The sequence below is a fragment of the Nocardia otitidiscaviarum genome, from assembly GCF_007362295.1.
GTDB lineage: Bacteria > Actinomycetota > Actinomycetes > Mycobacteriales > Mycobacteriaceae > Nocardia > Nocardia otitidiscaviarum.
This window is the reverse complement of the sequence record NZ_CP041695.1, coordinates 2,552,565-2,575,077: the sequence shown is the minus strand read 5'-3', so window position 1 is coordinate 2,575,077 and position 22,513 is coordinate 2,552,565. Positions and strand designations below refer to the sequence as shown.

The 22,513-nt window shown below is 68.0% G+C and carries 25 protein-coding genes and 1 pseudogene; 11 read left to right on the top strand and 15 right to left on the bottom strand.

Features of this window, described 5'->3' with window-relative positions; translation table 11 throughout:
- Positions 1–280: 280 nt before the first annotated feature.
- Positions 281–1,414 (bottom strand): nitric oxide synthase oxygenase, encoded by a 1,134-nt coding sequence (locus FOH10_RS11235; RefSeq protein ID WP_244962066.1) that lies wholly within the window; start codon positions 1,412–1,414, stop codon positions 281–283.
- A gap of 223 nt (positions 1,415–1,637) precedes the next feature.
- Positions 1,638–3,038: an ABC1 kinase family protein gene (locus tag FOH10_RS11230; protein WP_244961880.1), complete on the bottom strand. Its 1,401-nt coding sequence runs from the start codon at positions 3,036–3,038 to the stop codon at positions 1,638–1,640.
- Positions 3,039–3,277: 239 nt separating this feature from the next.
- On the opposite strand from FOH10_RS11230, the gene FOH10_RS11225 reads away from it, so the two are divergent.
- Positions 3,278–4,828 (top strand): acyl-CoA carboxylase subunit beta, encoded by a 1,551-nt coding sequence (locus FOH10_RS11225; RefSeq protein WP_143980663.1) that lies wholly within the window; start codon positions 3,278–3,280, stop codon positions 4,826–4,828.
- A 65-nt stretch (positions 4,829–4,893) separates the two neighbouring features.
- Here the strand turns inward: FOH10_RS11225 and FOH10_RS11220 are convergent, their stop codons facing one another.
- A complete protein-coding gene (locus FOH10_RS11220) occupies positions 4,894–6,294 on the bottom strand; it encodes a lipase family protein (protein ID WP_244961876.1) in 1,401 nt (466 codons plus the stop codon).
- 220 nt (positions 6,295–6,514) lie between these two features.
- Between FOH10_RS11220 and FOH10_RS11215 the strand changes: the two genes are divergently transcribed.
- Together FOH10_RS11215 and FOH10_RS11210 are read left to right on the top strand one after the other, a co-directional pair.
- Complete coding sequence (locus FOH10_RS11215) at positions 6,515–7,639, top strand: baeRF2 domain-containing protein (RefSeq protein WP_143980662.1); 1,125 nt, start codon at positions 6,515–6,517, stop codon at positions 7,637–7,639.
- Between the two features lie 29 nt (positions 7,640–7,668).
- On the top strand, positions 7,669–7,860 hold the full coding sequence (locus tag FOH10_RS11210) for a hypothetical protein (protein WP_143980661.1): 192 nt from the start codon (positions 7,669–7,671) through the stop codon (positions 7,858–7,860).
- A 484-nt stretch (positions 7,861–8,344) separates the two neighbouring features.
- Here FOH10_RS11210 and FOH10_RS11200 read toward each other — a convergent pair whose 3' ends face one another.
- The 7 genes from FOH10_RS11200 to FOH10_RS11170 form a co-directional block, all read right to left on the bottom strand.
- Positions 8,345–9,157 carry an RNA polymerase sigma factor SigF gene (locus FOH10_RS11200; protein ID WP_143980660.1) on the bottom strand — a complete coding sequence of 271 codons (813 nt, stop codon included), beginning with the start codon at positions 9,155–9,157 and terminating at the stop codon, positions 8,345–8,347.
- Positions 9,147–9,578: an ATP-binding protein gene (locus FOH10_RS11195; RefSeq protein ID WP_051037248.1), complete on the bottom strand. Its 432-nt coding sequence runs from the start codon at positions 9,576–9,578 to the stop codon at positions 9,147–9,149. The genes FOH10_RS11200 and FOH10_RS11195 overlap by 11 nt, the downstream gene beginning before the upstream one ends.
- A 264-nt stretch (positions 9,579–9,842) precedes the next feature.
- Positions 9,843–10,523 carry a PAS and ANTAR domain-containing protein gene (locus tag FOH10_RS11190; protein ID WP_143980659.1) on the bottom strand — a complete coding sequence of 227 codons (681 nt, stop codon included), beginning with the start codon at positions 10,521–10,523 and terminating at the stop codon, positions 9,843–9,845.
- An 87-nt stretch (positions 10,524–10,610) separates the two neighbouring features.
- Positions 10,611–10,931 carry an STAS domain-containing protein gene (locus FOH10_RS11185; RefSeq protein ID WP_244962065.1) on the bottom strand — a complete coding sequence of 107 codons (321 nt, stop codon included), beginning with the start codon at positions 10,929–10,931 and terminating at the stop codon, positions 10,611–10,613.
- 641 nt (positions 10,932–11,572) lie between these two features.
- Positions 11,573–11,830 (bottom strand): microaggregate-binding protein 1, encoded by a 258-nt coding sequence (mbp1, locus tag FOH10_RS11180; protein ID WP_143984012.1) that lies wholly within the window; start codon positions 11,828–11,830, stop codon positions 11,573–11,575.
- Positions 11,831–11,917: 87 nt separating this feature from the next.
- Positions 11,918–12,424, bottom strand: coding sequence for a DUF6328 family protein (locus FOH10_RS11175; protein WP_143984011.1), 507 nt, complete (start codon positions 12,422–12,424; stop codon positions 11,918–11,920).
- Positions 12,425–12,435: 11 nt separating this feature from the next.
- Positions 12,436–12,891 (bottom strand): ChaB family protein, encoded by a 456-nt coding sequence (locus FOH10_RS11170; protein ID WP_143980657.1) that lies wholly within the window; start codon positions 12,889–12,891, stop codon positions 12,436–12,438.
- Between the two features lie 100 nt (positions 12,892–12,991).
- On the opposite strand from FOH10_RS11170, the gene FOH10_RS11165 reads away from it, so the two are divergent.
- Positions 12,992–14,503, top strand: a complete 1,512-nt coding sequence (locus FOH10_RS11165; RefSeq protein WP_143984010.1) for an FAD-dependent oxidoreductase — start codon at positions 12,992–12,994, stop codon at positions 14,501–14,503.
- Positions 14,504–14,611: 108 nt separating this feature from the next.
- On the opposite strand, the gene FOH10_RS11160 is transcribed toward FOH10_RS11165, so the two are convergent.
- Entirely contained in the window at positions 14,612–15,805 is a 1,194-nt protein-coding gene (locus FOH10_RS11160) for an RNA-guided endonuclease InsQ/TnpB family protein (RefSeq protein WP_186000791.1), read from the bottom strand.
- Positions 15,806–16,161: 356 nt separating this feature from the next.
- Here FOH10_RS11160 and FOH10_RS11155 point away from each other — a divergent pair, with 356 nt between their 5' ends.
- The 4 genes from FOH10_RS11155 to FOH10_RS11140 all read left to right on the top strand — a co-directional run bounded on the left by FOH10_RS11155 (position 16,162) and on the right by FOH10_RS11140 (position 17,823).
- Positions 16,162–16,527 (top strand): hypothetical protein, encoded by a 366-nt coding sequence (locus FOH10_RS11155; protein ID WP_228807664.1) that lies wholly within the window; start codon positions 16,162–16,164, stop codon positions 16,525–16,527.
- Positions 16,528–16,605: 78 nt separating this feature from the next.
- Positions 16,606–17,043: a hypothetical protein gene (locus tag FOH10_RS11150; protein WP_143980656.1), complete on the top strand. Its 438-nt coding sequence runs from the start codon at positions 16,606–16,608 to the stop codon at positions 17,041–17,043.
- The gene (locus FOH10_RS11145; RefSeq protein WP_143980655.1) at positions 17,043–17,363 is read left to right on the top strand and encodes a hypothetical protein; all 321 of its coding nucleotides are present in this window, start codon (positions 17,043–17,045) and stop codon (positions 17,361–17,363) included. Before FOH10_RS11150 ends, FOH10_RS11145 begins: the two co-directional genes overlap by 1 nt.
- A gap of 154 nt (positions 17,364–17,517) precedes the next feature.
- The gene (locus tag FOH10_RS11140) at positions 17,518–17,823 is read left to right on the top strand and encodes a hypothetical protein (RefSeq protein ID WP_085996423.1); all 306 of its coding nucleotides are present in this window, start codon (positions 17,518–17,520) and stop codon (positions 17,821–17,823) included.
- Positions 17,824–18,004: 181 nt separating this feature from the next.
- On the opposite strand, the pseudogene FOH10_RS11135 reads toward FOH10_RS11140, so the two are convergent.
- Positions 18,005–18,891, bottom strand: a pseudogene (locus FOH10_RS11135) (helix-turn-helix domain-containing protein).
- Positions 18,892–18,978: 87 nt separating this feature from the next.
- Positions 18,979–19,209, bottom strand: coding sequence for a DUF397 domain-containing protein (locus tag FOH10_RS11130; RefSeq protein WP_029932310.1), 231 nt, complete (start codon positions 19,207–19,209; stop codon positions 18,979–18,981).
- A gap of 316 nt (positions 19,210–19,525) precedes the next feature.
- On the opposite strand from FOH10_RS11130, the gene FOH10_RS11125 reads away from it, so the two are divergent.
- The 3 genes from FOH10_RS11125 (at position 19,526) to FOH10_RS11115 (ending at position 21,138) form a co-directional block, all read left to right on the top strand.
- On the top strand, positions 19,526–20,347 hold the full coding sequence (locus tag FOH10_RS11125; protein WP_228813851.1) for an SAM-dependent methyltransferase: 822 nt from the start codon (positions 19,526–19,528) through the stop codon (positions 20,345–20,347).
- Positions 20,348–20,532: 185 nt separating this feature from the next.
- A complete protein-coding gene (locus FOH10_RS11120; RefSeq protein ID WP_039813970.1) occupies positions 20,533–20,745 on the top strand; it encodes a hypothetical protein in 213 nt (70 codons plus the stop codon).
- Between the two features lie 99 nt (positions 20,746–20,844).
- Positions 20,845–21,138 carry a hypothetical protein gene (locus FOH10_RS11115; protein WP_029932308.1) on the top strand — a complete coding sequence of 98 codons (294 nt, stop codon included), beginning with the start codon at positions 20,845–20,847 and terminating at the stop codon, positions 21,136–21,138.
- Between the two features lie 73 nt (positions 21,139–21,211).
- Here FOH10_RS11115 and FOH10_RS11110 read toward each other — a convergent pair whose 3' ends face one another.
- Both FOH10_RS11110 and FOH10_RS11105 read right to left on the bottom strand, forming a co-directional pair.
- A complete protein-coding gene (locus tag FOH10_RS11110) occupies positions 21,212–21,997 on the bottom strand; it encodes a GntR family transcriptional regulator (protein WP_143980654.1) in 786 nt (261 codons plus the stop codon).
- A 158-nt stretch (positions 21,998–22,155) separates the two neighbouring features.
- Positions 22,156–22,497 carry a winged helix-turn-helix transcriptional regulator gene (locus FOH10_RS11105; RefSeq protein WP_029932306.1) on the bottom strand — a complete coding sequence of 114 codons (342 nt, stop codon included), beginning with the start codon at positions 22,495–22,497 and terminating at the stop codon, positions 22,156–22,158.
- Positions 22,498–22,513 lie beyond the last annotated feature (16 nt).

Genomic DNA, 22,513 nt, shown 5'->3' with positions numbered 1-22,513 from the left:
TCCCGGCCCCGACCGGACCGCGTGCCCCCGGTCGCGCGTTGCAGGCTGACAGCGGGTTGCCGCGACAGCACGGGTTGTCCGGACCACGCGGGCAGAGTGCGAATTCGCCTGGGCGAGCGCCTACCCGATTCTCCGGCCGCGTCGAGTGCGCCGGGCCGACTCCCGCCGCTGCGCCTGTCGCCCCGGCGGGCCGGTCGGTGCCAGCGTCCGGGCCTGGCGGTCCGGGCCGTGCCGGGCTGGGCCGGATCAGGCCAAGTCCGACCGGGACACGGCGATCCGATCAACCCCGCAGTAGGCGCCACAGCGACCGCCGTTTCGGCGGCGCGTTCACATCCATCGGAATATCTTGTGGTGCAGCCGGTCTCATCGCGTCGCGGTGTACGAACGCGGGTCGCAGTTGCGGGTCCGGCGGGTCGTAGTAGCGGTGGAAGGTCGGGGTCAGGCTGGCGGACAGGGGTGGGTTGATCCAGCTCCAGTCGGCGGGGCAGGCGCGGCCGGCGGCGTTCTCGCGGTCGACGTGGTCGACGAACTGCCGGGCCACGGTGTGGTGGTCCACCAGGTGCACGCGGGATCGCTTGTAGCTGTGCAGGATCGCGCGGCTCAACTCCACCAGGGCTCGGTCCCGCCAGAGCGTGCGGTCGCTGCTGCGATCCAGGTCCATGCGGTCGGCGATCTCCGGCAGGGTGTCGTAGCGGTCGCTGTCGCCGAGATCGCGGCCGATCTCCGAGGACACGTACCAGCCGTTGAACGGCGCGCACACATAGTCGACGCCGCCGATCTCCAGATCCATGTTCGAGACGGCCGGAACCGCGTACCAGCGCAGCCCGAGTTCGGCGAACCAGGCGTACTCGGGATGGTGCAGCGGCACCTCGAGCACCAGGTCGCGCGGCAGGTCGAAGCGGTGCACCGCGTCGTCGGGGGTGTGGATCAGCAAGGGCAGCAGGTCGAATCGCCCACCGGCCCCGCGCCAACCGAGTTCCTGGGCGAACGCCGTCAACTCCACGGTGGCGGGGTCGCCCACCACCTCACCGCCGACCCGGTATCCGGCGTAACGCACCAGTTGCGGATTGAGAATGCGGAAACCGCGCCCGCTCGGCCGCGCGGGCGGGCCGATGGTGATCACCGAGCGCACCGCCCCGCCGTTGGTGGCCCGCCGCAGATGTGCGAAACACGCCTCGGCGATCTCGGCGGGTGTGCTGGCGGTGCGCGCGTCGAGCACCTCCAGCGCCCGCCAGTGCTTGCGGCCCACGCACCGATCGTGATTGCGCCAGGCCAGTTTCGCGCCGATGCTCAATTCCTCCGGGGTGTGCCGGTACATTCCGGTGCGCCGCAGTCCGGCCAGTGCGTCCGCGCACCGCGAACCGGGCAGATGCGCCAGTTCGGGTTGGCCGAAGAATCGCTCGCAATCCCGCATACGCTCCTCGGTCGAGGGGCGGCGGCCCGATGGGGTCACCGCCGCGTCGCCGCGCTGTACGCCCGCGACCGCAGAGAGAATCGTCATGAAGTTGTCGCCTCCGTGGATACCGTCGCTGATCGCCCGAGAGCCCCGCGTGCATCCCCTTGCCCGCTGACCAATATCGCACGATCACGGGCCGGATTTGCTCGGAATCAGCGAGGAGGTCCGATTCGGCGGCGAATCAGTCGGTCGGCATCCCGGTACCGGCCTCGGCGGCCTTGGCGGCAACCTCATTCGGAAAGATGTTCCGGAACAGGTAGAGATCCTTGCCGAGCTTCCAGCCCGGCGCCAGGGCTACCGCATAGCGTTCGAAGTAGCCGAGCTGTTTGCCCATGAGTATGAGCTGCTGCGGACCGGAAGCCCCACGGCGCTTGCCGAATTCGAGCAGCCGCGCCGACACCACGCCCAGGTCGAGCTTGTCCAGGCTGCCCGACAGCACCGGGCCGAGCGCGACCGCCAGCTGACGGCCGATGGTGGCGTCGTCACCGCTGTCGTCGGAGACCAGGTCGAGGGCGCGCAGCGCGCGGGCCACCGGACGGAAGTCGTTGTCGATGGCGGAGGCGTAGAACAGTGCGCGCACGAAGTCGCGCCACTCGTTCTCCATCCGCCCGACGATGCCGAAGTCCAGCATGGCCACCCGGCCGTCGTCGAGCAGCCACAGATTGCCCGCGTGCACGTCGCCGTGGAACAGGCCGTGCACGGCCACGCTCTCCATCCACGCCTTCACCAGGCGGCGGATCAGCAGTTCCGGTTCGGGGTGGGCGGCGCGGATATCGTCGAAACGATCCAGGGGCAGCCCGCGCATGCGTTCCATGCACAGCACCCGGGGGGCGCAGTAGTCCCAGTACACCTCGGGGACGGCGACATTGGCGTTGTCGCCGAAGGCCGCCAGGTTGGCGCGGGCGCGGGTCTGGTTGTCGGCCTCGATGAGGAAGTTCAGCTCCGCCACGGTGGCCTCGTAGAGATCGCGCACCATGCCCGAGGCATTGGCCACCCGGGCGTTCTCCGACCGCTTCTCCATGGCCTGGGCCAGGCGCAGCGCGGCGCGCAGGTCCACGATCATGCGGCGGGCGATGTCGGGGCGCTGCACCTTCACCACGGCCGGGCGGCCGTCGGCCAGCACACAGCCGTGCACCTGAGCCATGGAGGCCGCCGACAGCGGGACGTCGTCGAACTCTCGGAACAGCTCGGAGATCGGCTTGCCCAGCTCGGCGGCGATGATGGCCTTGGCCTCGGCGGCCGGGAAGGGCTTCATATCGTCGAGGCAGCGCAGGCAGGCGTCGGCGAATTCGCGCGGGAAGGTGCCGGGCGAGGAGGCGATGAGCTGGCCGAGCTTCACGAACAGCGGGCCGAGGTGTTCGAAGCCGTCCACCATGCCGTCGGCCACGGCGCGCTTGCGCGCGGCGGGCCGCAGCCCGTGCCGGACCACCCGCTTGAGAATCGAGCCGCTGAGCACGGTGCCGATGGTGACGGTGCGCTTGACCTCGGAGAACCGGAAGGTATCCAGGTTCGGGCGGATCACCTCGTACGGGTGCGCCGCCGCCTCGCCGACCACGTGATCACCTACCACTACCGCACTCACCGTCGTAGCCGCCCCTTGCTCTCGTTTCGATCCGGCGCTCGCCGCCGCTACTCGTGTTTCGCACCGAAGTGTACGACCGGATGGCCCCTGCCGACCGGTCGGCAGGCCGCAACCGCACGCGATCACTGGTTCGGCACGGGTGCGGCACTGTACCGTGGGCGGTCGGTAGCCGCGATCCGGCACGCCGACAGTGACCGGTTCGGGTCGCTGACCTGATGGTGGAAGGGCAAGACCGAGGTATGACGGGCACACAGGAGAAGCTCGCCGAACTGCGCAAGCTCCTGGAGATCGCCGAAGAACCGGCCGGTGAGGCCGCGATCGAAAAGCGTAGGAAGAAGGGCATTCCCAGCGCCCGAGAACGGGTGGGCATGCTCCTGGACCCCGGGACCTTCGTGGAACTGGGCGCGCTGGTTCGGCAGCCCGGCGTCGCGAACGCCACCTACGGTGACGGCGTGGTGACCGGCCGCGGCTATATCGACGGCCGCCCGGTGGTGGTGATCTCCCACGATCAGACCGTGTACGGCGGCTCGGTGAGCGAGATGTTCGGCCGCAAGGTGCGTGCCGCCATGGACTTCGCCTACAACAACGCCTGCCCGGTGGTCTGCATCAACGACTCCGGCGGCGCGCGCATCCAGGACGGCGTGGCCTCGCTGGCCTGGTACGCCATCATGTGCCGGTTGCAGGAGGATCTGTCCGGGTACGTGCCCATGGTGGCCGTCATGCTCGGCAAATGCGCCGCCGGATCGGTGTACGGGCCGATCAATATGGACGTCCTGGTGGCCACCGAGGATTCGTACATGTTCGTCACGGGCCCGGAGGTCATCAAGGCCGTGACCGGCTCGTCGGTCACCGCCGAGGAGCTGGGCGGCGCGCGGGCCCTGGAGCAGAACGGCACCGTGCACCACGTCGCCAAGACCGAGGCCGACGCCTTCGCCTGGGTGCGCGACTACCTGAGCTACCTGCCGACCAGCTGCCTGGAGCAGCCGCCGATCGTGAATCCGGGCCTGGAGCCCGAGCTCACCGATACCGACCGCGAACTGGACCGGATCATCCCGGATTCCGACAAGGTCGGCTACGACATGCACGACATCCTGCTGCGCATCTTCGACGACGGCGAATTCCACGAGATCAGCGCCAAGACCTCGGCCAATCTCATCACCGGTTTCGCCCGCGTGGACGGCCGGCCGGTCGGTGTGATCGCCAATCAGCCGCTGGTACTGGGCGGCGCGCTGGACGCGGCCTGCTCGGACAAGGCGGCGCATTTCATCCGCCTGTGCGACGCCTTCGGACTGCCGCTGGTGTACGTGGTCGACACCCCGGGCGTGCTGCCCGGCGTGGACGAGGAGCGCAATCACGTCATCAAGCGCGGCGGCCGCATGTTCCGCGCCCTCATCGAGGCCACCGTGCCGATCGTGACCGTGGTGACCCGCAAGGCGTACGGCGGCGGCTACGCGGTGATGGGCTGCAAGCAGCTGGGCGCGGATATCAGCCTGGCCTGGCCGACCGCCCGGCTCGCGGTCATGGGCGCGGAGTCCATGGTGTCCATCGTCGGCCGCCGCCAGCTGGCCGCCGCCCCGGAGGACCAGCGCGAGACGATCAAGCAGCAGATGATCGACTTCTACAACGCCACCGTGGCGACGCCGTGGACTGCGGCGGAGCGGGGCTACATCGACGCGGTCATCGAACCGTCGACCACGCGCCTGGAGATCCGCAAGGCGCTGCGGCTGCTGCGCGACAAGGGCGCGGTGCGCAAGCCCAACCCGCGCAAGCACAATCTGTACCCGATGTGAGTCGCGATCGTCCCGGCCGTACGCGGCCGGGACCGGTCATGGGCGGCCGCTTCGCCCCCACGGCGTCAACACTCACTGATCGCGGGCACGCCCCGCAGCCGCTCGTCCAGCCACAGCACGGCCTCGGGATAGCCGGTCAGGGCGGCGACGATGTGCTCGCCGAAAACGCTGCGGTACACCACGTTCGCGCCCAGCGCGCACTGCTCGTGGACCAGATCGCGCGCGCCCCGCACCGGCACCCAGAACTCCTGCTCACCGTGGTAGACGAACAGCGGCACCGGTGATCTGCGATCCTCCAGACGCGTGATGCGGTAGATGTCGCGGGCCAGGTCGCTGTGCAGCGGGTCGGGGATGTTCGCGGCGATATCCATGGGCAGCAGGAAGACGCCCGGGAGCGCGAAGACGTCCACGCACTGATTCTTCATGAACGAGGTCCCCACCCAGCGGGCGAGATTGTTCATGCGCGCGAGGATCTCGGGCCGCTCCCGCCCGACGGCGAAGGTCGCCCCGAGGAACACCCCGGATGCGAGATTGGCGTTCATGCTCCCGGCGAGGATCTCGTAGTCCACCGGTACGCCCCCGAGTGCCGCCCCGACCACCACCTCCGCCAGCTCCGGCGCGTACTCGCCCATGAGTTTGGCCGCGGCGTTGGTGGCGATGGCGCCGCCGGAGTATCCGATCATCCCGAACCGGCTGTCGCCGAACTCGTCCGACAGCCATCCCCGCACCGCGCGCATGGCGTCGAGTACCGCGTGCCCGGCCACATACGGCTCCGCGTACGCCATGCGCGGACCCTCGTGGTCGGGAATCAGCACCGCGTACCCGCGGGCCATGGCCAACTGGGTGGTGGGCGGAATGAATTCCGACAGGTTCGTCTTGAAGCTGATCCCGTGCGTCAGTGTGTAACTCGGACTGCAATCACGGCCGAGACCGTTGATCGGCACATTGTTCACCACGATCGGACGGTCGCCGTCCCCCGTCCACGCCGCCGCCGGGATCACCAGGGACGCCACGGCATAGGACGGCAGCCCGCGCGAATCGGTGGTGCGGTACTTGAGCTGAAGCACCTGCCGCACCGGGAGGAACAGCAGCGGCGCGGCCGTGGCGCTGACATCGCGCCAGGCGACGAGAGCGCCGGGGGCGAGGTCGTCGAGCCGCTCGGGCCAGTGGTCGATGAAATGATCGCCGATGGGGTCCGGCAGCACCGCCGCGCGCAGCGCCGCCAGCTCCGGCGGCAGTCCGCCGCCGTCCACCAGCGGAGTCGACGGGGCGGGCGGCAGCGCCGGGGCGGGAATGACCCGGTCGATCCACTCGTGCGGCCCGGGCAGCTGGACACCGGGCAGCGCGGGTGTCGAGGGGCCGAGCACCGGCTCGGCCGCGGCCGGATGCCCGCCGTGGATCTGACCGGCGAGGGCGGCGCACCCGACCACCAAGGCCGCCACGACCATTCGCGCACTACGGCTCACAGCTGACCCCTACGCGTACTCGCTCGCTCGACCCTCTCGGCCCCGACGGCCGGGCACTTGCAGGCTAGCGGCGGGACCGGGCGCGACACGGCGGAGCGGACCCCTCGAAGCCACATCGAGACCAGGCCGCAGCCGGCCCGCAATGCGCCTCACCGGGCCTTCCGCCGGGGGATGATCCGGTCGCGCGATTGCCCGGGGGATGCGCGGGTAACACCCCGATATGGTCAGGACAAGTCTCCGGGAACTGGTCGACCGCACCGGTCCGTTCGCCTCGGTGTACTTCGACAGCAGCCATGACAGCGAGGCGGCGGCCCGGGAGTTGACGGCGCGCTGTCGGTCGATGCGCGAAAGGCTCGACCGCGCAGGCGCTTCCGCCGCCACCCTGGCCGCCCTGGACATCGCCTTCGTGGCCGGACCGCGCAGCGTCGGACGCTGCGGTCGCGCCCTCGTCGCCGACGCCGCCACCGTGCTCGTGGACGAACAGCTGCCGGCACCGCCGGCGGCGCAGGTCGTGCGGGTGTCCCCGCTGCCCTACCTGCTGCCGCTGCTCGAACAGCGCGCGCCCCAGGTACCGCACATACTGGTCACGATGGATCGGGTGGGCGCGTACATCCGCGGGGTGAACGGGCACGGCGACGTCACCCACACCAGGTACGGCACCGGCCGTCCGCTTCGTACGCGGCACAGAAGCCCCGGTCATCGGCTCGGGCCACGGCGAGCCGCGGATGCCGCGGGCCGGGACGCCGCCGAGGTGGCTCGCCAGGTGGTCGAGATGGCCGACCGCTCCGGCGCGGTGACCATCGTGCTCACCGGCGAGTGCACCGCGCGCACGGCCCTGCGCGCCGCCATCGAGGCGCGCTCCCGTCTCACCGCCCGCACACCTGTCGCGGCGGCGCACACCCACTCGCGCCGGATCGTCGAACTCGACACCGCCGGTCGGACACCCACAGGCACGGATACGGAGTGCGGCACCGCCGTCGACGAGGTGCTCGCCGATGCCGCCGACCGCTGGCGGCGCGAGGTCCTGGCCCACTACGCGACAGCCACCGACCGGGCCGACGGTGCGGCGACCGGCGGTCTGCCCGAGACCACCGCCGCGCTGCGCGACACCGCCGTGGCGCAGCTGTTCGTGGACAGCGCGGCCCTCGACGACCGGGAGGTGCTCACCGGCGCCGCGCCGACCGAGGTGGCCACCGACGCCGCCGACCTGCGCGACGCCGCGCGACCGCGCCGCGCCGACGAGGCCGTGCCGGTGGCGGCCATCGCGGGCGACAGCGACATCGTGCCGGTGTCCGGTGAGCTGTCGCTCCCGGACGGCGTCGGCGCACTCCTGCGCCGGCGATAGCACGACACTCGACACCCGAGGAGGTTCGGATGCAGAGAGGTAACACCAAGCACGGGGCCGCTCGCGACGACCAGCTCGCGCACGAGCTGGAGGACACGCTGCGCGGCAACCGTGCCGAGGACACCCGCGATCCGGAACTGCCCGCCGAGGACGATCCGCGGCTGCGCGGCCGCCCGGAGCGCGGCGAGCAGCAAAGCGAGCAGAGGGAGACGCCGTCATGACCGAACCGATTCCCCCGCGGCCGGAACCCGTTCCGCCCCAACCGACTCCGGACCCGGTACCGCCGACGCCCGAACCCCGGCCGTTGCCCGAACCGGAACCGCTGCCCTATCCCCCGCGACCGGAGCCGACACCCCCGCTGCCGGAGCCCGAGCCGCCCGCACCGCCCTATCCGGGCAAACCGGAGCCCAAACCGCCCTACCCGGGCAAGCCGGAACCGAAACCGCCGTATCCCGGGAAACCGGAGCCGAAACCGCCCTACCCGGGGACGCCCGATCCGAACCCCTCGGATCCCACGCGGCCGGTGGGGCCGCCCGACCTCGGCTGCACCACGACCTCGGCTGACATCGCGCCCCGGCATCGGCTGACATCGCGATATCGGCTGACATAGTGCGAGGTCGGTCGCGTGCGTCCGGGCGCGGCCGACCTCGGTTCCGCAGCGGCGGTGGCCCGTGATCTCGATGGCCCGTGATCTCGTGGCCCGTGTCAGTCCCGCAACGCCTGCTCGCGCAGCCAGGTCAGCGTCTTGGCGAGTATGCGCGAGACATGCATCTGGGAGATGCCCAGCCGTTCGGCGATCTGGGCCTGCGTCTTGGCCTCGAAGAAGCGCATGATGAGCACGCGTTGTTCGCGATCGGGCAGTTCGGCGATGAGCGGCCGCACCGCCAGGTACTCGTCCACTCGGTCGTAGCGCGGTTCCACATCGCCGAGCACCTCCATGAGCGACAGCGGCGTGTTCTCGCTGTCGTCGCCGGTGACGGCGTCCAGGGAGGAGAGCTGGTACGCGTTGCCCGCGATGAGGGCCTGGGTGACCTCCACCAGATCGACACCGAGCTTGTCGGCGATCTCGCGGGCCTTGGGCATCCGCCCCAGCCGCTGTGCGAGTTCGTCGATGGTGCCGCCGATGCTCAGCTGAATCTCCTTGGTGCGCCGCGGCACCCGCACCGCCCAGGTGTTGTCGCGGAAGTGGCGGCGCACCTCGCCCATGATGGTCGGCACCGCGAAGGACAGGAACGAGGAACCGCGCGTCACATCGAAGCGGTCCACCGCCTGCACCAGCCCCACCCGTGCCACCTGCAGCAGATCGTCGAAACTCTCACCGCGCCCGGAGAATCTGCGCGCGATATGGTCGGCCAGCGGCATGCATCGACCGATCAGCTTCTCGCGCACCACTTCTCGCCGCGGGTCGGCCGGATCGACGGCGGCCAACTCCTTGAACATCGGCTCGATATTGTCGTAGCTGTCGCCGCGGCTGCGCGATCTCGCGCCCGGCCGACGGCGTCGGACCTCACCCGACATCCGCTTCCCCCCGCAGTCGGCTGAACTCCACGGTGGTCGGATAGCCACCCGTCTTGTCGTCGAACGTGCCGCGGTGCGCCTCAATGGTTTCGGTGAGGGTCTCCAGTACGTGCCAGCCGAATCCGCCCTCGTCGAAGGTGTCGGCGTCGACGGTGACGGCACACACGCGGACCCGCATGCGCTCCCGGTCGTAGTCGAAGTCACAGTCGATCGCGCTGCCCGGCACCGCCGCGATGATCAGCGAGGTCGCCACCTCGTCCAGGGCCACCCGGATATCGGTCACCTCGTCCAGCGCGAAATCCGCGATGAGGGCGACGGTCTCCGCCAGCGCCCGCAGCATGGTGAGCTGTCCGAGATCCGCCGGTACCCGGATGCCGATCGCCGTGGTGTCCGTCGCCGCCCGAGAAATCCATTCAGTCATGCGCCTCTCCGCCTGTCCGTCGCCGAGCCATCCCGCGGCAACCCGCTGCGCCCGGCCGTTACCCCATCCGTTCCGATCCATCATCGCCGAACACTCGCCGATTCGGCGGACGGCGATCGGCGTGCGACAGTCGCGAAGAGGCACCGGGGAGATGCGCGGCATATCGGGGCCGTCGACGTTGTCACGGGTCGGCCTTCCTTCCGAGGACGTGTCCGCTACAGCACGTACCCGGTCCGCATCGCCCGAAACCCGGGGATTCTCGAACTAGCCTTCCTCGACCCGCTCATGCGCGGTCAGCAGCAGATGATCGAAGCCGGTACGCAATTCGACCGCCGCGCCGCCCATCTCGGTGACATCCGCGACGAGGCGCTGGGCCAGGGTCCGGAGCTTGGTGTTGGTCTCCTGTGAACGCCAGGTGAGCACCCGGAACGCCTGGTCGGCATTGATGCCGTAGACCAGCATGAGCGCCCCCTTGGCCTGCTCGATGACCGCGCGGGCCCGGTACAGTTCGGGCAGCGTGTCATCGAGCGCCTCGCGCCGGTGTTCGGCGAGGGTGTCGGTCACATCGACGTAGTAGCCCGACGAGCCGACGACCGTGCCCTCGTCATCGACCATATGATCACCCACCACGATCACGTGGCGTACGGTGCCGTCCACGTCCACGACACGGTGGCGGCTGCAGAACGGTGCCCGGTTCTCGACGGCCCGGGCGATGGCGCTGGCGACCTGCGCTCGATCCTCCGGATGCTTGTGTCGCAGCAAGAGATCGGTGGTCGGTACCACGGTGTCGGGCGCGTAGCCGTACATGGCGGCCACCTCGTCCGACCACTCCCAACGCTGATCGGAGTACCAGAACCGGAACGACCCGACGCTCTGGGCCCGGCCGCTGCCCACGACCTGCTCCAGTGTCTGTTCGTCCTCGGACACCTCGCCACTTCGCGTCACTCCACGAGTATCCGTCGCAAGGATGTGAAACGCGAGCGGATCGGTGGGACCGAGCGCGTGTCGGCCCCACCCGGATCCACTGGGCGATCATGCCTCCAGCGCGGCCTGAACCGATGGGTAGACATGGAACAGCGGACGCACGCCGGTCACGTCGAGCACCCGCTCGACCTCCCGCCGCGCGGCCACCACGCGGAGATCGACGCCGCCGGCGACGGCGGCCTCCTTGGCCCCGGCCAGCTTCAGGGCACTGCCGATGCTCAGGAAGCGGGTCTGCCGGAAATCGACGATCACCGCCCGGGAACTGGATGTCACCGCCCGTTCCAGCGCTTCGGAGAATTCGGGGAAGATGGCGGCATCCAATTCGCCTTCTACCCGCACGATCGTGCACGTGCGCTGATGACTGTCCATCGAGGGCAACAGGCGGTCGGAACGGTCGCCACGCGACCCGTTCGTCGGGGTGTCGGCATCGACACCGCGCTGGAGTAGAGCTATGGCAGACATGTGACTAGACCTCCCATGTCAGGGGGATATTCCAGTTCTGCGCGGAGGCCCCTCGGCAATGAGGCCGGATGACATGCGAGGCGGGGCGTACTACGCGCCCGACGCTCGGTCCTCCGCGAACGGTCCCGTGCTCGAACCGGGTCGGCTGTAGTCTCAACCTGGAACCAGTCTTTCACGCGATATGGAATATGTCACTGCCTCACCGCGATCGGCGCGACGGCGCATCGTTTGCCCGCGACACCGAATTTCCGCACCTGATTTCTTCGGTGCAGGCCAGCCGTCCGCCACGAAGGTTTGCCACGCACGACGAATGGTCGGCCGAATTACGGGTATCGACGCGGTATGGAACTACTCGTGATCATCGGACTGGCGGTACTGGTGGGCGTGGTGCTGCTACGCCGCAAACTCACCGGACAACCCCCGTCCGATCCGGAAGTGCCCGGCAACGACGGTCGGTGACGGGACCGGCCCACCGACGACACGAAACGCCCGGCGAAATCTCGCCGGGCGAATCGTCGTCTATTCGTCAGTGTGAACTGCTACGGCAGTCAGCGGTCGCCTTGTCCCTGCTGATATGCCTGCTGACGCTTTTCCTCGACCTCGGCCTTGGCGCGTTCCTTCTCGGCTTCCGCTTCCTTGCGGGCCGCGTCACGCTGCGATTCGGCACGGTCCTGCTGTGCCCGGCCCTCGTCGCGCATGTCCTCGTTGCCGAAGACCGTACCCGCGGCTTCCTTGGCCTTGCCTTTGACATCTTCGACGGTGCCCTCGACACCTTCGCGGAATCCGCCCTTATCGTGCTCGGACAAGACATTCACCTCCAGAATGTCGGTATCAATCACTGACAGTCCGGCGGTACCCGGTACCACCGGTTCGAAACACGCACGCGTCGAAAGTTATTGTGGCTCAGGATATTCGGAGCGATCTTCGGATTCCGGCCCGTGCCCGCGCCGGTACCACGGGTAGATGCCCCAGACCAGCGTGAACAGCGCGGCGAAGCAGCATCCGGCGATCACCCCCGCCGTGTTGCCGAGCACCACGGCGAAGATCAGCACGGCGACGCCCGTCAGCGCCACCCCCAGCAGGACCACCCCGACCAGATCGAAGGTATGCGCGGCCCGCACCACCTCGTCGAGTCGGCGACGGCGAAACAGCAGCCGATGGGTGGAGACCGGGGCCACCAGGAAAACCGTCGCGACAATGGATGCCGACACGGTCACCAGATACAGCCCGCGCATCGGATCGGACAATGCGTCGAACCGCGATTGGAACGGCAGTATCAACAGAAATCCGGTGAGCAGCTGCACCCCGGTCTGGACGATGCGCGCCTCCTGCACCAGACTGTTCCAATTCCGGTCCAGCCGTTGCGCCTCGGTTTCCCCCCGTGCTTCCCAATTCCACATCTGCTCGTCGTTCACCGCTGACTGCCGGACGCCTCCGGTGTTGTGCGGCCCCCCGCCCGGCGACGCGCCCGCTCGTTGTATTTGCGAATGGCGTCCACGAGTTGATCCTTGGTCATCTTCGAGCGACCGGAGATCTCCAGACGCGTGGCGATCTCCCGCAGATGCTGTTTGGACGCATTGGCGTCCACTCCCTCGGCGGTCTCCCCGCGCGGATTCGGCCCACCGTGTTCGGCCCGCTCATCCGACGGCCCCCGGTGCTGTTTGGCCTCCCAGTGATCGCCGACCTTCTCGTAGGAGTGCTTCAGCGCGGCATAGGCGACGCGATGCGCGCGCTGCTCGCTGCCGTACTGCTCCAACGCCGAATCGTGCGCCTCGGCGAAGATCTCCTGGGCATGCTTGTCGGAGCGACGCAGCGTACCGGGCAGCTCCGAACTCTTGGGTTCCCCACGCTTATCGGTCTTGGGCATGGTCGCGACCTCCTTTCGTACCGTCGCCATACCCCACGCCATCGCGGCCAATCACGCGCTCACGCCGTTTGACGAGGTGGGTCACGGCAATCCGGACCGTATGACGTCGATTTGGTTGCACGATGCCCGGCCGCCGACCTTCCCACCGCTCGATCCCGGCCGCCGGATCGACACCGCGGTGGTCGGCGGCGGCATCACCGGGCTGGTGACGGCGCTGCTGCTGGCCGAGGAGGGGATCGAGGTGGCGGTCCTCGAGGCCGACCGGCTCGGTGGCGTGACCACCGGCCACACCACCGGGAAGATCAGCCTGTTGCAGGCCACCCGGGCCAGTCGCATTCGCACCGTCCACGACGATCGCGTGCTGCGCGCCTACCTGGACGCCAATCGCGAGGCCAAACAGTGGTTGCTGCGCTACTGCGCCGATCACGACATCCCGGTCCAGACCGCCCCGGCCTACACCTACGCCCAGACCGAGCGGGCGGTGCCGATCCTGCGCGCGGAACTGGAGGCTACCCGCAAGGCGGGCCTGCCCACGGAATTCGTCACCGACCTGGACGTCCCGTTCCCGCACTGCGGCGCGGTACGGCTGGACGGGCAGGCGCAGTTCGACGCGATGGACGCCATCGCCGCGCTCGCGCGCGATCTCGCGGCCCGGGGCGTGCCCGTCTTCGAGCACACCCGGGTGCGCGGGCTGCGCCGCGAGGGCGACCGCCAGATTCTGGACACCGAGCACGGCGACCTCAGCGCGCACACCGTCGTACTGGCCACCGGCACGCCGATTCTGGACCGCGGCGGCTTCTTCGCCCGGCTCGAGCCGCAGCGCTCCTACGCCGCCGCCTTCACCGTGCCGGGCGACTTCCCGACCGGCATGTACATCAGCGCGGACGCCCCCGTGCGCACGCTGCGCCCCATCCCCACCGATCGTGGCGACCTGCTGCTCGTCGGCGGCACCGGGCACGGGGTGGGCCGCACCGAGCGGGCGCGCGCCCACGCCGACGACGTGGTGCGCTGGACCCAGCGCCATTTCCCCGGGGCCGAGCCGGTCTTCCGGTGGTCGGCTCAGGACTACCATCCGATCGCCGAACTGCCCTATGTCGGACCGCTGCTGCCCTGGAACGATCGGGTGCTGGTGGCCACCGGATTCGCCAAGTGGGGCCTGACCAACGGCGTCGCGGCCGCCCGCGCGCTGGTGGGCCGCCTGACCGGCAAGCCGCCGCACTGGGCGGACACCTTCGCCAGTTGGCAGCCGCGCGAGCTCGCGGGCACTCTGACCGCCATGAAGGCCAATGGTGCTGTCGCACTCCAGCTTTCCTCCGGCTGGCTGGGTTTCGGCATCCGCGACGCGCTGCGCCGCGACGGACCGCCCGCCGACGGCGAGGGCCGGGTGGAGCGCAGCGGGCTCGCGCCCGTGGGGGTGTGCACCGCCTTCGGCGCCACCCACCGGGTGTCCGCGGTGTGCCCGCATCTGGGCGGCATTCTCACCTGGAACGATGCCGAGATGTCCTGGGACTGCCCGCTGCACGGGTCGCGATTCCGGCACGACGGCGCGCTGCTGGAGGGCCCCGCCACCCGCTCGCTGCGCGCCGCCGACGAGCCCCGCGACCATGATTGACCGCGCGCCTGCCGGGTAGGTCCCGAATATGGTCGTCGCCCCCTGTACTACTACTGCGGGAACAGACGTCTTGATTCCTCCCCTGCCTGGCGGTAGGGGATTCCTGGCTCATGCTGCCGGAGCGCTCGGCGAGCGCCCTGGTCTTCCGCACTCAGCACCAGCAGGGTGGAAACCAGCCCTGTTCAGCATCACGTACGCGGAGTTCTTATCCCTAGGGGATGCCTGTCCGCAGTGTTCACACCGGTAGGTGCGTTCGGACAGCAGAAGGCGGTGATTGGCTCTCTCCCCGCACAACCGGCAATCCATCGTCGTATGTTTCGGATTCACCAACACGACTTTCCGGCCGTGTTTGCGCACCATCTCCAGCAACGCCGTCTTCGTCGCACCGATCGCCGCGTCCTGAGCTTTGCGGGCCATCGTCGTCGCAGCGAGGAACTTCGGCCTGAAGTCCTCCACCGCGAGCTGATCGAACTCCCGCACAACGGCTTTCGCCCACTTGCGGGCGGTGTCCCGGCGTTGACGGGCGATCTTCTTGTGCAGCTTCGCCGCCCTCCGCTTCGCGTCCCGGTACCCCTTCGAGCCCGGTCGCCCCTTCCCAGGCTTGCGACGCGCCATCATCCGCTGATAGCGGGCCAGCTTCACCGCAGCGGACTTCCCGTACCGCGGGTGCGGAAGATCGTGGGCGTCGCTGGTCGTTGTCGCGATCTGCTTCACCCCCCAGTCGATACCGATCGCCCGTCCGGTCGGCGGTAGCGGCTCCGCAGCGGCGGGGACGACGAAGGAGCAATACCAGTGGCCGCAGCTGTCGCGATAGATCCGGACCGAAGAGGGTGCGGCGGGCAACTCCCGCGACCACACCGGCCGCACCACGATCCCGCCCGCGAGATGCAAGCGACCGTCCTTCAGCCGGAATCCGCGCAGGGTGTAGTTGAGTGTCGGGTCCGCGAGGGCCTTCTTCTTGAACCGGGGCATCCCCGCCCGCCGGTGTTGCCGGACACGGTCTTTGATGTCGGTCAACGCCTTCGTACGCGCACGCCCGAAGTCGCGGATGATCTGCTGCTGCGGAACCGACGCCCCAGCACGCAACCAGTCGCGCTCGGCCCGCCAGCCAGTCAGCTTCCTGTCCAGCGCGGCGGGGCCTATCGCCTCCCCAGCCTGGTGGGCAGCCTTCGATTCCGCGACGCACGCATTCCACACCCACCTGACGCGGTCCCACTCACCCAGCAGGGCACGGTGAGCCGTTGCGGACAGGCGCAGGCGGTACGTGTACCGCACGCTCCCGATCTCCCCCACCTCGCTCACACGTTCGATCCTAATCGGTTTCGTGCGTAATCCGAGCGGTTTCCGCACAGGCGGACATGCGGTTCGAGTACCGGCAGGGTGTCCGACTGTGGTCGGGTCATCTTTCGACGCTCGGCCGGCTCAACACCGATCAGTGCTGTCCACCGGTATATCGAGCAGCAGTCCCGACCGCCCGTACGAGCGATCGCGTCATGCCCGGAGTTGACGCGGTTCCTCCCGCCAAGTCCGCCCCGTCATGAAGGGGTCAAGCATCCACGCAACGTTCTCAGGTGATCGTCACTCCCGGCGATTGGCCGGGGCCGCCCCGGGTATCCGCGCGGTATCACCCCGTCCGACAGCACAGGAGGCCAGACATCATGCCTGCCGGAAACGAGTCGCCCGACATCCACGGTCAGCCGTCCGGCCCCGTCGCGGGCTCCGGCGTTCCGGAGCAGCGGGGCCGGGGCGACTACGACCCCGATATCACCCGTACCACCCGACACCACGCCGGTGAATCGGTCCAGAACTCGCGCAACTGGCCGGGTCTGATCCTCATCGCGATCGGCCTCGTCGCCCTCGCGGGGACGCTGACCGCCGCGGCGTACGGCTTCCCCGGCTGGGCCATCGCCGCCGGTGTGATCGCGGTGCTGTGCCTGGGCTTCGGCATCGGCGCGGTGACCGCCGAACACCGTCGGGTCAAGTCGCGCGAAGGGCTGCGCCTGTCCGACCAGCAGGGGCATTGACAGCAGCGAGCACTGGACGACAGAAAGCACCGGACAGCAGAAAGTACCGGGCAGCAGAGAGCACCGACAGGAGATGCCATGGAGACGCCTTCCGCGGCCGGAGCCCGGCGGCACGGCGGTCGCGCCGCGGCGGTGCTCGCCGAGGTGGCCCTGCTGCTGACGGCCTGCTCCGATTCCACCGAGACCACCGTGCCCGGCAACTCCGCGCCCGAGCGCAGCCTGGTGATCAGCTCACCGGGCGTGCTCGCGGTTTCCGACGCGGCCGCCGACCAGCTGTGCGACATGATGCGCGGCGATATCCCCGGCTGGCGCGATCAGGGCCCGGATCTGGGCAAGGTGGCGTTCAACGGGACGGTGCACAACTGGGCACTGCGAAACAGCGGCGTGAACGCCGCCGTCGTCGACAATCGCGGCGTCGTCGACCAGATCACCACCGCGCGCTGTCCGGACGTCCGAGCGGACGCGCTGCGGGTCCTCCAGATCGAGAGCTTGGCCGAAGGATTGGCGGGATTCTGATGTACACACACCGTATCGCGGGCGCGGCCGCCGCTGCCGCCGTCGCCGCCGCACTGATCACCGCGGGCTGCGGGACGGCCGAGGAGGTCGTGAACAAAGGCGGTGACACGCCGTGCAGCGAATTCGTCGCACAGGACGGTGAAAAGCAGCGGGTGACCGTCCGCAAATTCCTGGAACAAGAACAGAGTTCCACCACCGAACCGAGCGCCGACACCGTCGATGCGGCCATAGTCAGCATCAAGCTCATGTGTCAGGCCCAGGCCAATCCCGAAACCCCCATCAAAGAGGCGGATCTCACCGGGATTTTCGTCCCGAAGTAACTCCGATGATGATCTCTCGCAAACCTTTGGCATACTGAAATCCCTGCTCCCCCTGCATATTCGAGGTTGCAGATGTACTTGCATCTGTGCGGAGCAGGGTCATAGACTCATGCCTGTAAGGCAAACAGGGGACTACCAGACAGCCGTGCGGTGAATGGTCGGCGATTCTTCGCCGACGATTAGCCGGCGGCCTGGCGTCAGGGGCGTTCGCATGAATCAGCCAATCAACCTCAGCCGACTCGGGTTCGCCGACGACAGTCGGCACGAACAGCACTATTCCCGTGAGACGGCAACGGCATTCGTGATCGATAAGGTCGAATCCACCGGAGCGGCCACTCGGTACGATTTCGATATCGAGCGAATCGTCACCACCGCACACGCGATGGTGAACGATTGGGATCTACACCTGATGCAGCCGGAAGCATTCTGGCGCATCGCCTCGAGCTTCATCCGGCAGTAGATCCCGGCTCATATGCCGCAGGGTTCGACCCGCTCCGGGTCAGGCCCGAACACGCCGGAGGGGCCGCCACCTGGGTGGCGACCCCTCCGGCGTGAGCCTTGTTTGCCGGGACCAGCCCGCGCACGAACTCCGGGGCCGCCGCTAGGCCCCGGAGTTCCGCTGTCTCACAGGCTTTCCGCGCTCACAGCCGCTCGGCGATCTCCAGCAGCTTCGCCCGCGACCGTTCCGGCGCCTCGGCCTGCACGCTCAGCTGGTCCATGACCTGCCGGTACAGCTCCAGATCCTGACGACGGTCCAGGTAGAGGGCGCTGGTCAACTGCTCCAGATAGACGATGTCCGGGAGTTCGGGCTCCGCGAAGCGCAGCATGGTGAACGAGCTGCCCGCCGCGGCGTGGCCGCCGGCGGTGTAGGGCAGCACCTGAATGGTGATATTGGGCAGCTTCGACATCTCCACCAGATGCTCGATCTGCTCGGCCAGCACCTTCTCACCGCCCACGGGGCGATGCAGCACCGCCTCGTCCAGCACCGCCCAGAAGCTCGGTGCGCCCGGTGTGCGGTCAGCAGCTCCTGCCGACGGCGACGCAGCGAGACCCGACGCTCGGCATCGGCGTCGTGCCCGAGCGCCACCACCGAGCGGGCGTAGTCCGGGGTCTGCAACAACCCCGGCACCAGCTGGCCCTCGTAGGTACGAATGCTCTTGGCCGCGTGCTCGAGTCCGAGATAGGTCTCGAACCAGGGCGGCAGCAGATCTCCGAAGCGATGCCACCAACCGGGCTGGTTCGCCTTGCGCACCAGATCCAGGAATGCCTCGCGTTCGCCGGGATCGTTGACACCGTAGAGCGTCAACAGATCCCGGACGTCGCGTTCCTTGAATCCGGTCCGCCCGAGTTCCAGGCGGCTGATCTTCGCGTGCGAGCCGCGGATGTGTTCACCAGCGGCTTCGCGCGTGATGTTGTTCGCCTCGCGCAACTTGCGCAGCTGACCCCCGACGGCGATGCGCAGGGCAGTCGGGCCACGCTCGGCGACAGTGGAATCCACCCGACCGTGTACAGCCGATTCTGCGATCATTGGGTCTCACTCCGATGCTCGGGTTATGCCGGCAGTGGACCACAACCCATCGTCGCGAACCACCGCGCCGATTGCCAATGCTACCTTTCAGCGCGCCAAATCGTCGAACTCTCCGCTCTTCGCGCCGCGCAGGAACGCATCGATCTCGGGGCGGGTGTACACCAGCACCGAGCCCAGCGGGTCACGCGAGTTCCGCATGGCCACCAGACCGTTGGACAGTTCCGCCACCTCCACGCAGTTTCCGCTCGGATTGCTGAAAGTGCTCTTGCGCCAGGCGAGTTCCGAGGGATCGATACGGGTTGCCGATGTGCGTGTCATTTCCGACTCCTTGCCAAGTACCGCCCGCAGACGGTGTGCCCAGTACTTGCAAACGTTCGATCAGATGTTCTTACAGTTGCAACCGCAACCAGAACGATAGCACGCAGATTGCTCGCGATCGATCCCCTTGCGCATACCTGATCCTTTGCAACACAACAGCTTTGATCTTGATGAAGCACGCACACTGCGAAGTTGCAAACCGAAACAGACATTAACGACTGGTCGGTACGTTTAATCCCCGAGGCGAATCCCCCGTCCAGCAAGTCCGGATTTGCCGAATCTTGTACTGTCACTGGGCAGATCAGCATCCGTTCGCATGCGCACTCTCGTCGAGGAGAACCTCATGTCCGAAACCGATCCCGCGATCCGAACCGACATCCCCCACTCCGCACGGATCTGGAACTATTGGATGGGCGGCAAGGACAATTACGACATCGACCGGGTCGTCGGCGACGCCAGCCTCGAGATCGACCCGGATATCTCCGCCATGGCCGTGCAGTCCCGGCAGTTCCTCATCCGCGCCGTGCGCTTCCTCGCCGGGGAGGTGGGTCTGCGCCAGTTCCTCGACATCGGCACCGGCCTGCCCACCATGCAGAACACCCACGAGGTCGCGCAGGGCGTCTCTCCCGAGGCCAAGGTGGTCTACGTCGACAACGACCCGCTGGTGCTCGCGCACGCGCGGGCCCTGCTGACCACCACCACCGAGGAGGGGGTCACCACCTATGTCGACGCCGATTTCCACGAACCGGAGAACATTCTGGTCTCGGCCCGCCAGGTGCTGAATTTCAGCCAACCGGTCGGTGTCATGTTTATGGGGGTACTCGGCCACGCGCGCAGTTACGAGGATATGCGCCATATCGTCCGCACCGTGCTCGACGCCGTCCCCTCCGGCAGCTATCTGGTCTTCTGGGATGGCACCGTCGACAACCCGAATTACGTGAAGCTGTGCGAGGAGTACACCAAGTCCGGCGGAGTTCCCTACGAGCCCCGCACCCAGGAGCAGCTGGCGGCCGTCTTCGAGGGCCTGGAGTTGGTCGAACCCGGCTTCGTTCCCATCACCCGGTGGCGGGTCGACCCGGCGCAGGTGGGTTCGATCCAGGATGTCTCCGCATACGGGGGCGTGGCGCGTAAACCCTGACGCCACAACAACACCGAACCGGACGAAAGCCGCGCAACACCTAGGCCCGATCGTGCAGATGTACTTGCATCTGCACGATCCGCCACCTTAAACTCGTGATGACGAACAGGCCGGAATGTCCGGGCGGTACAGGAAGCGCCGAGCCAGCGTCGCCATCCGATATCTCAGCGGCCAGAGGCGTCCCCATGACTCAGATGCTTCAGCATTCCGGTACACCTCGCTCCATCGGGTCCGGAAAAGCTCATTTCACCGATATCAACGGTGACTGCTCGGTGGAGCCGCGCGCTCTCACCTATCGACAGGCACGGGCCGTATTGCGCGCCCATGACCAGCACTTCGCCTGCAGACAGTATCTGGCGGCGGTGGCCTTCCTCTCCGCGGACTGCGACGACGACTGACCCCAGCGCCGACGTCGTCGGCGGGATTCCCTTGCGTACCAGCGCATGCGGCGGGTACCCCCGATAGAGGGAACGAACGCCACTGGAACGAGCGCCGAGATGATAGTGACTGTCGCACAGGATTTGATCACCGCCGACCTGTACGCACAGGTCTTCAATCCCACGCCGGAGACGCCACCGGTAGCGGACAAGCTACTCAAGCTGGTCCGCTACTTCACCTGGTTCGTACTCCTGGCCGGCACCCTCGCGATTATCTACGCGGGCGGTAAGTTCGCCTGGGAGAAATGGCAGGGCGGGCCGCTCGAATCACCCAAGCGGGTGGCGGCCGCGCTCGTGGGCGGCATTGTCGCCACCAGCGCGGGCACCATCATGAACGCCGCCATCGGGCAGTAATCGCGAACGACTCACCGGATTTCCGACATTTCCGGCAGTCGGGAATTCTCGTCCCAGACAATGAGACCGAGCGTTATGCGGTGGCGGCGTGCCGCACCGACCCCCCGGTCGCCGCGGCGGTGTCCACACCGACGAGTTCGACGAACTTCGCCACCACCTTCTGGTGGTACATCCCGAACAGGTCCTCGAACAACGCCAACTGCGCCTCGCTGGGGCCGCCGTCGGAATCCCACACCGCCACCAGCGCCCGCCAGACCAGCACGTGCAGATCCGGTGAGGCCGCGAAGTACGCCTGCACCGCCTCCGGCACCTCCAGGACCATATCGCCGATGGAGTTCAGTACGGCGCGCTGCATGGTGTGACCGAGGGCGGTCTGCAACCGGCGCAGCAGCGCGAGCTCGATGGTGAGCATCCGCCGGGGGTCCGGATCCTTGCTGCGCGCAATGGATTCCAGCTCGTCGATATCGGCCTTGAGCACCGCGGGATCGAGGCGCCGCTCCCCCTCGGTGTAGTCGAGCAGGGTGTCGAGCACGATGGCCCGCTCCTCGTCGACAATGCTGCCGAACATCTCCAGGGCGACCTCCGGCATGGGCATGGACAGCCGGAACAGGCGGCGGTACACCTCCACCCCGCCCTCGGTGCGCACATCCCGAATCGTGAATCCCTTGCCGCGGTGCGCATCGACGAAACCGTAGGATTCCAGGCGTCCCAGAATCAGCTGTGCCGTCGCACGATTCATCTTGAACTCGTCCGCGACCTGTCGGACGGACGGCATCAGCTCGCCGGGGGCGTACTGCCCGAACGCGACGCGCCGCGCGAGCTCATCCGCGACGTCCGCGACGACCGTCCGCTCTCCCATCTTGGCACCTTCCATACCCGTATTACGTCCCAGACAGCTTAAGTGTTAACCGGGCAAACCGCACATGCGTGCGGAATCGCGGGATTTGCCGGGAATCGCCTCGTGGCGCGGCGGGCGCACGGCACGGCAGGCGGCGCGCCGACGCGCCCGGAGTTCGCTCACGCGTCGTCGGCGAGCGCCCCCGCCCACCGGCGCGACCACGCCCACAGCGGCTCCAGCGCGGTCGCGAGTTCCCTTCCGGCGGGGGTCAACTCGTAGCTCCTATCGGTTTGCTTGACCACCGCGCCCGCACTCTGTAACCGCTGCAATCGCACCGAGAGCATGCTCGACGAGCAGTTGCCCATCCGGCGGCGCAGCTCCAGAAATCCGAGCGGACCGGGCTCGAGTTCCCACAGCACCCGCAGCACCCACCGCTGCCCCACCAGATCCATCACCGCCAGCAGGGGCAGATCCGCGGCATCGGCGCGGCTGGCGGCGGGAGGTTCGCTTGCACTTCTCATTTAGAAGCAGGATAGT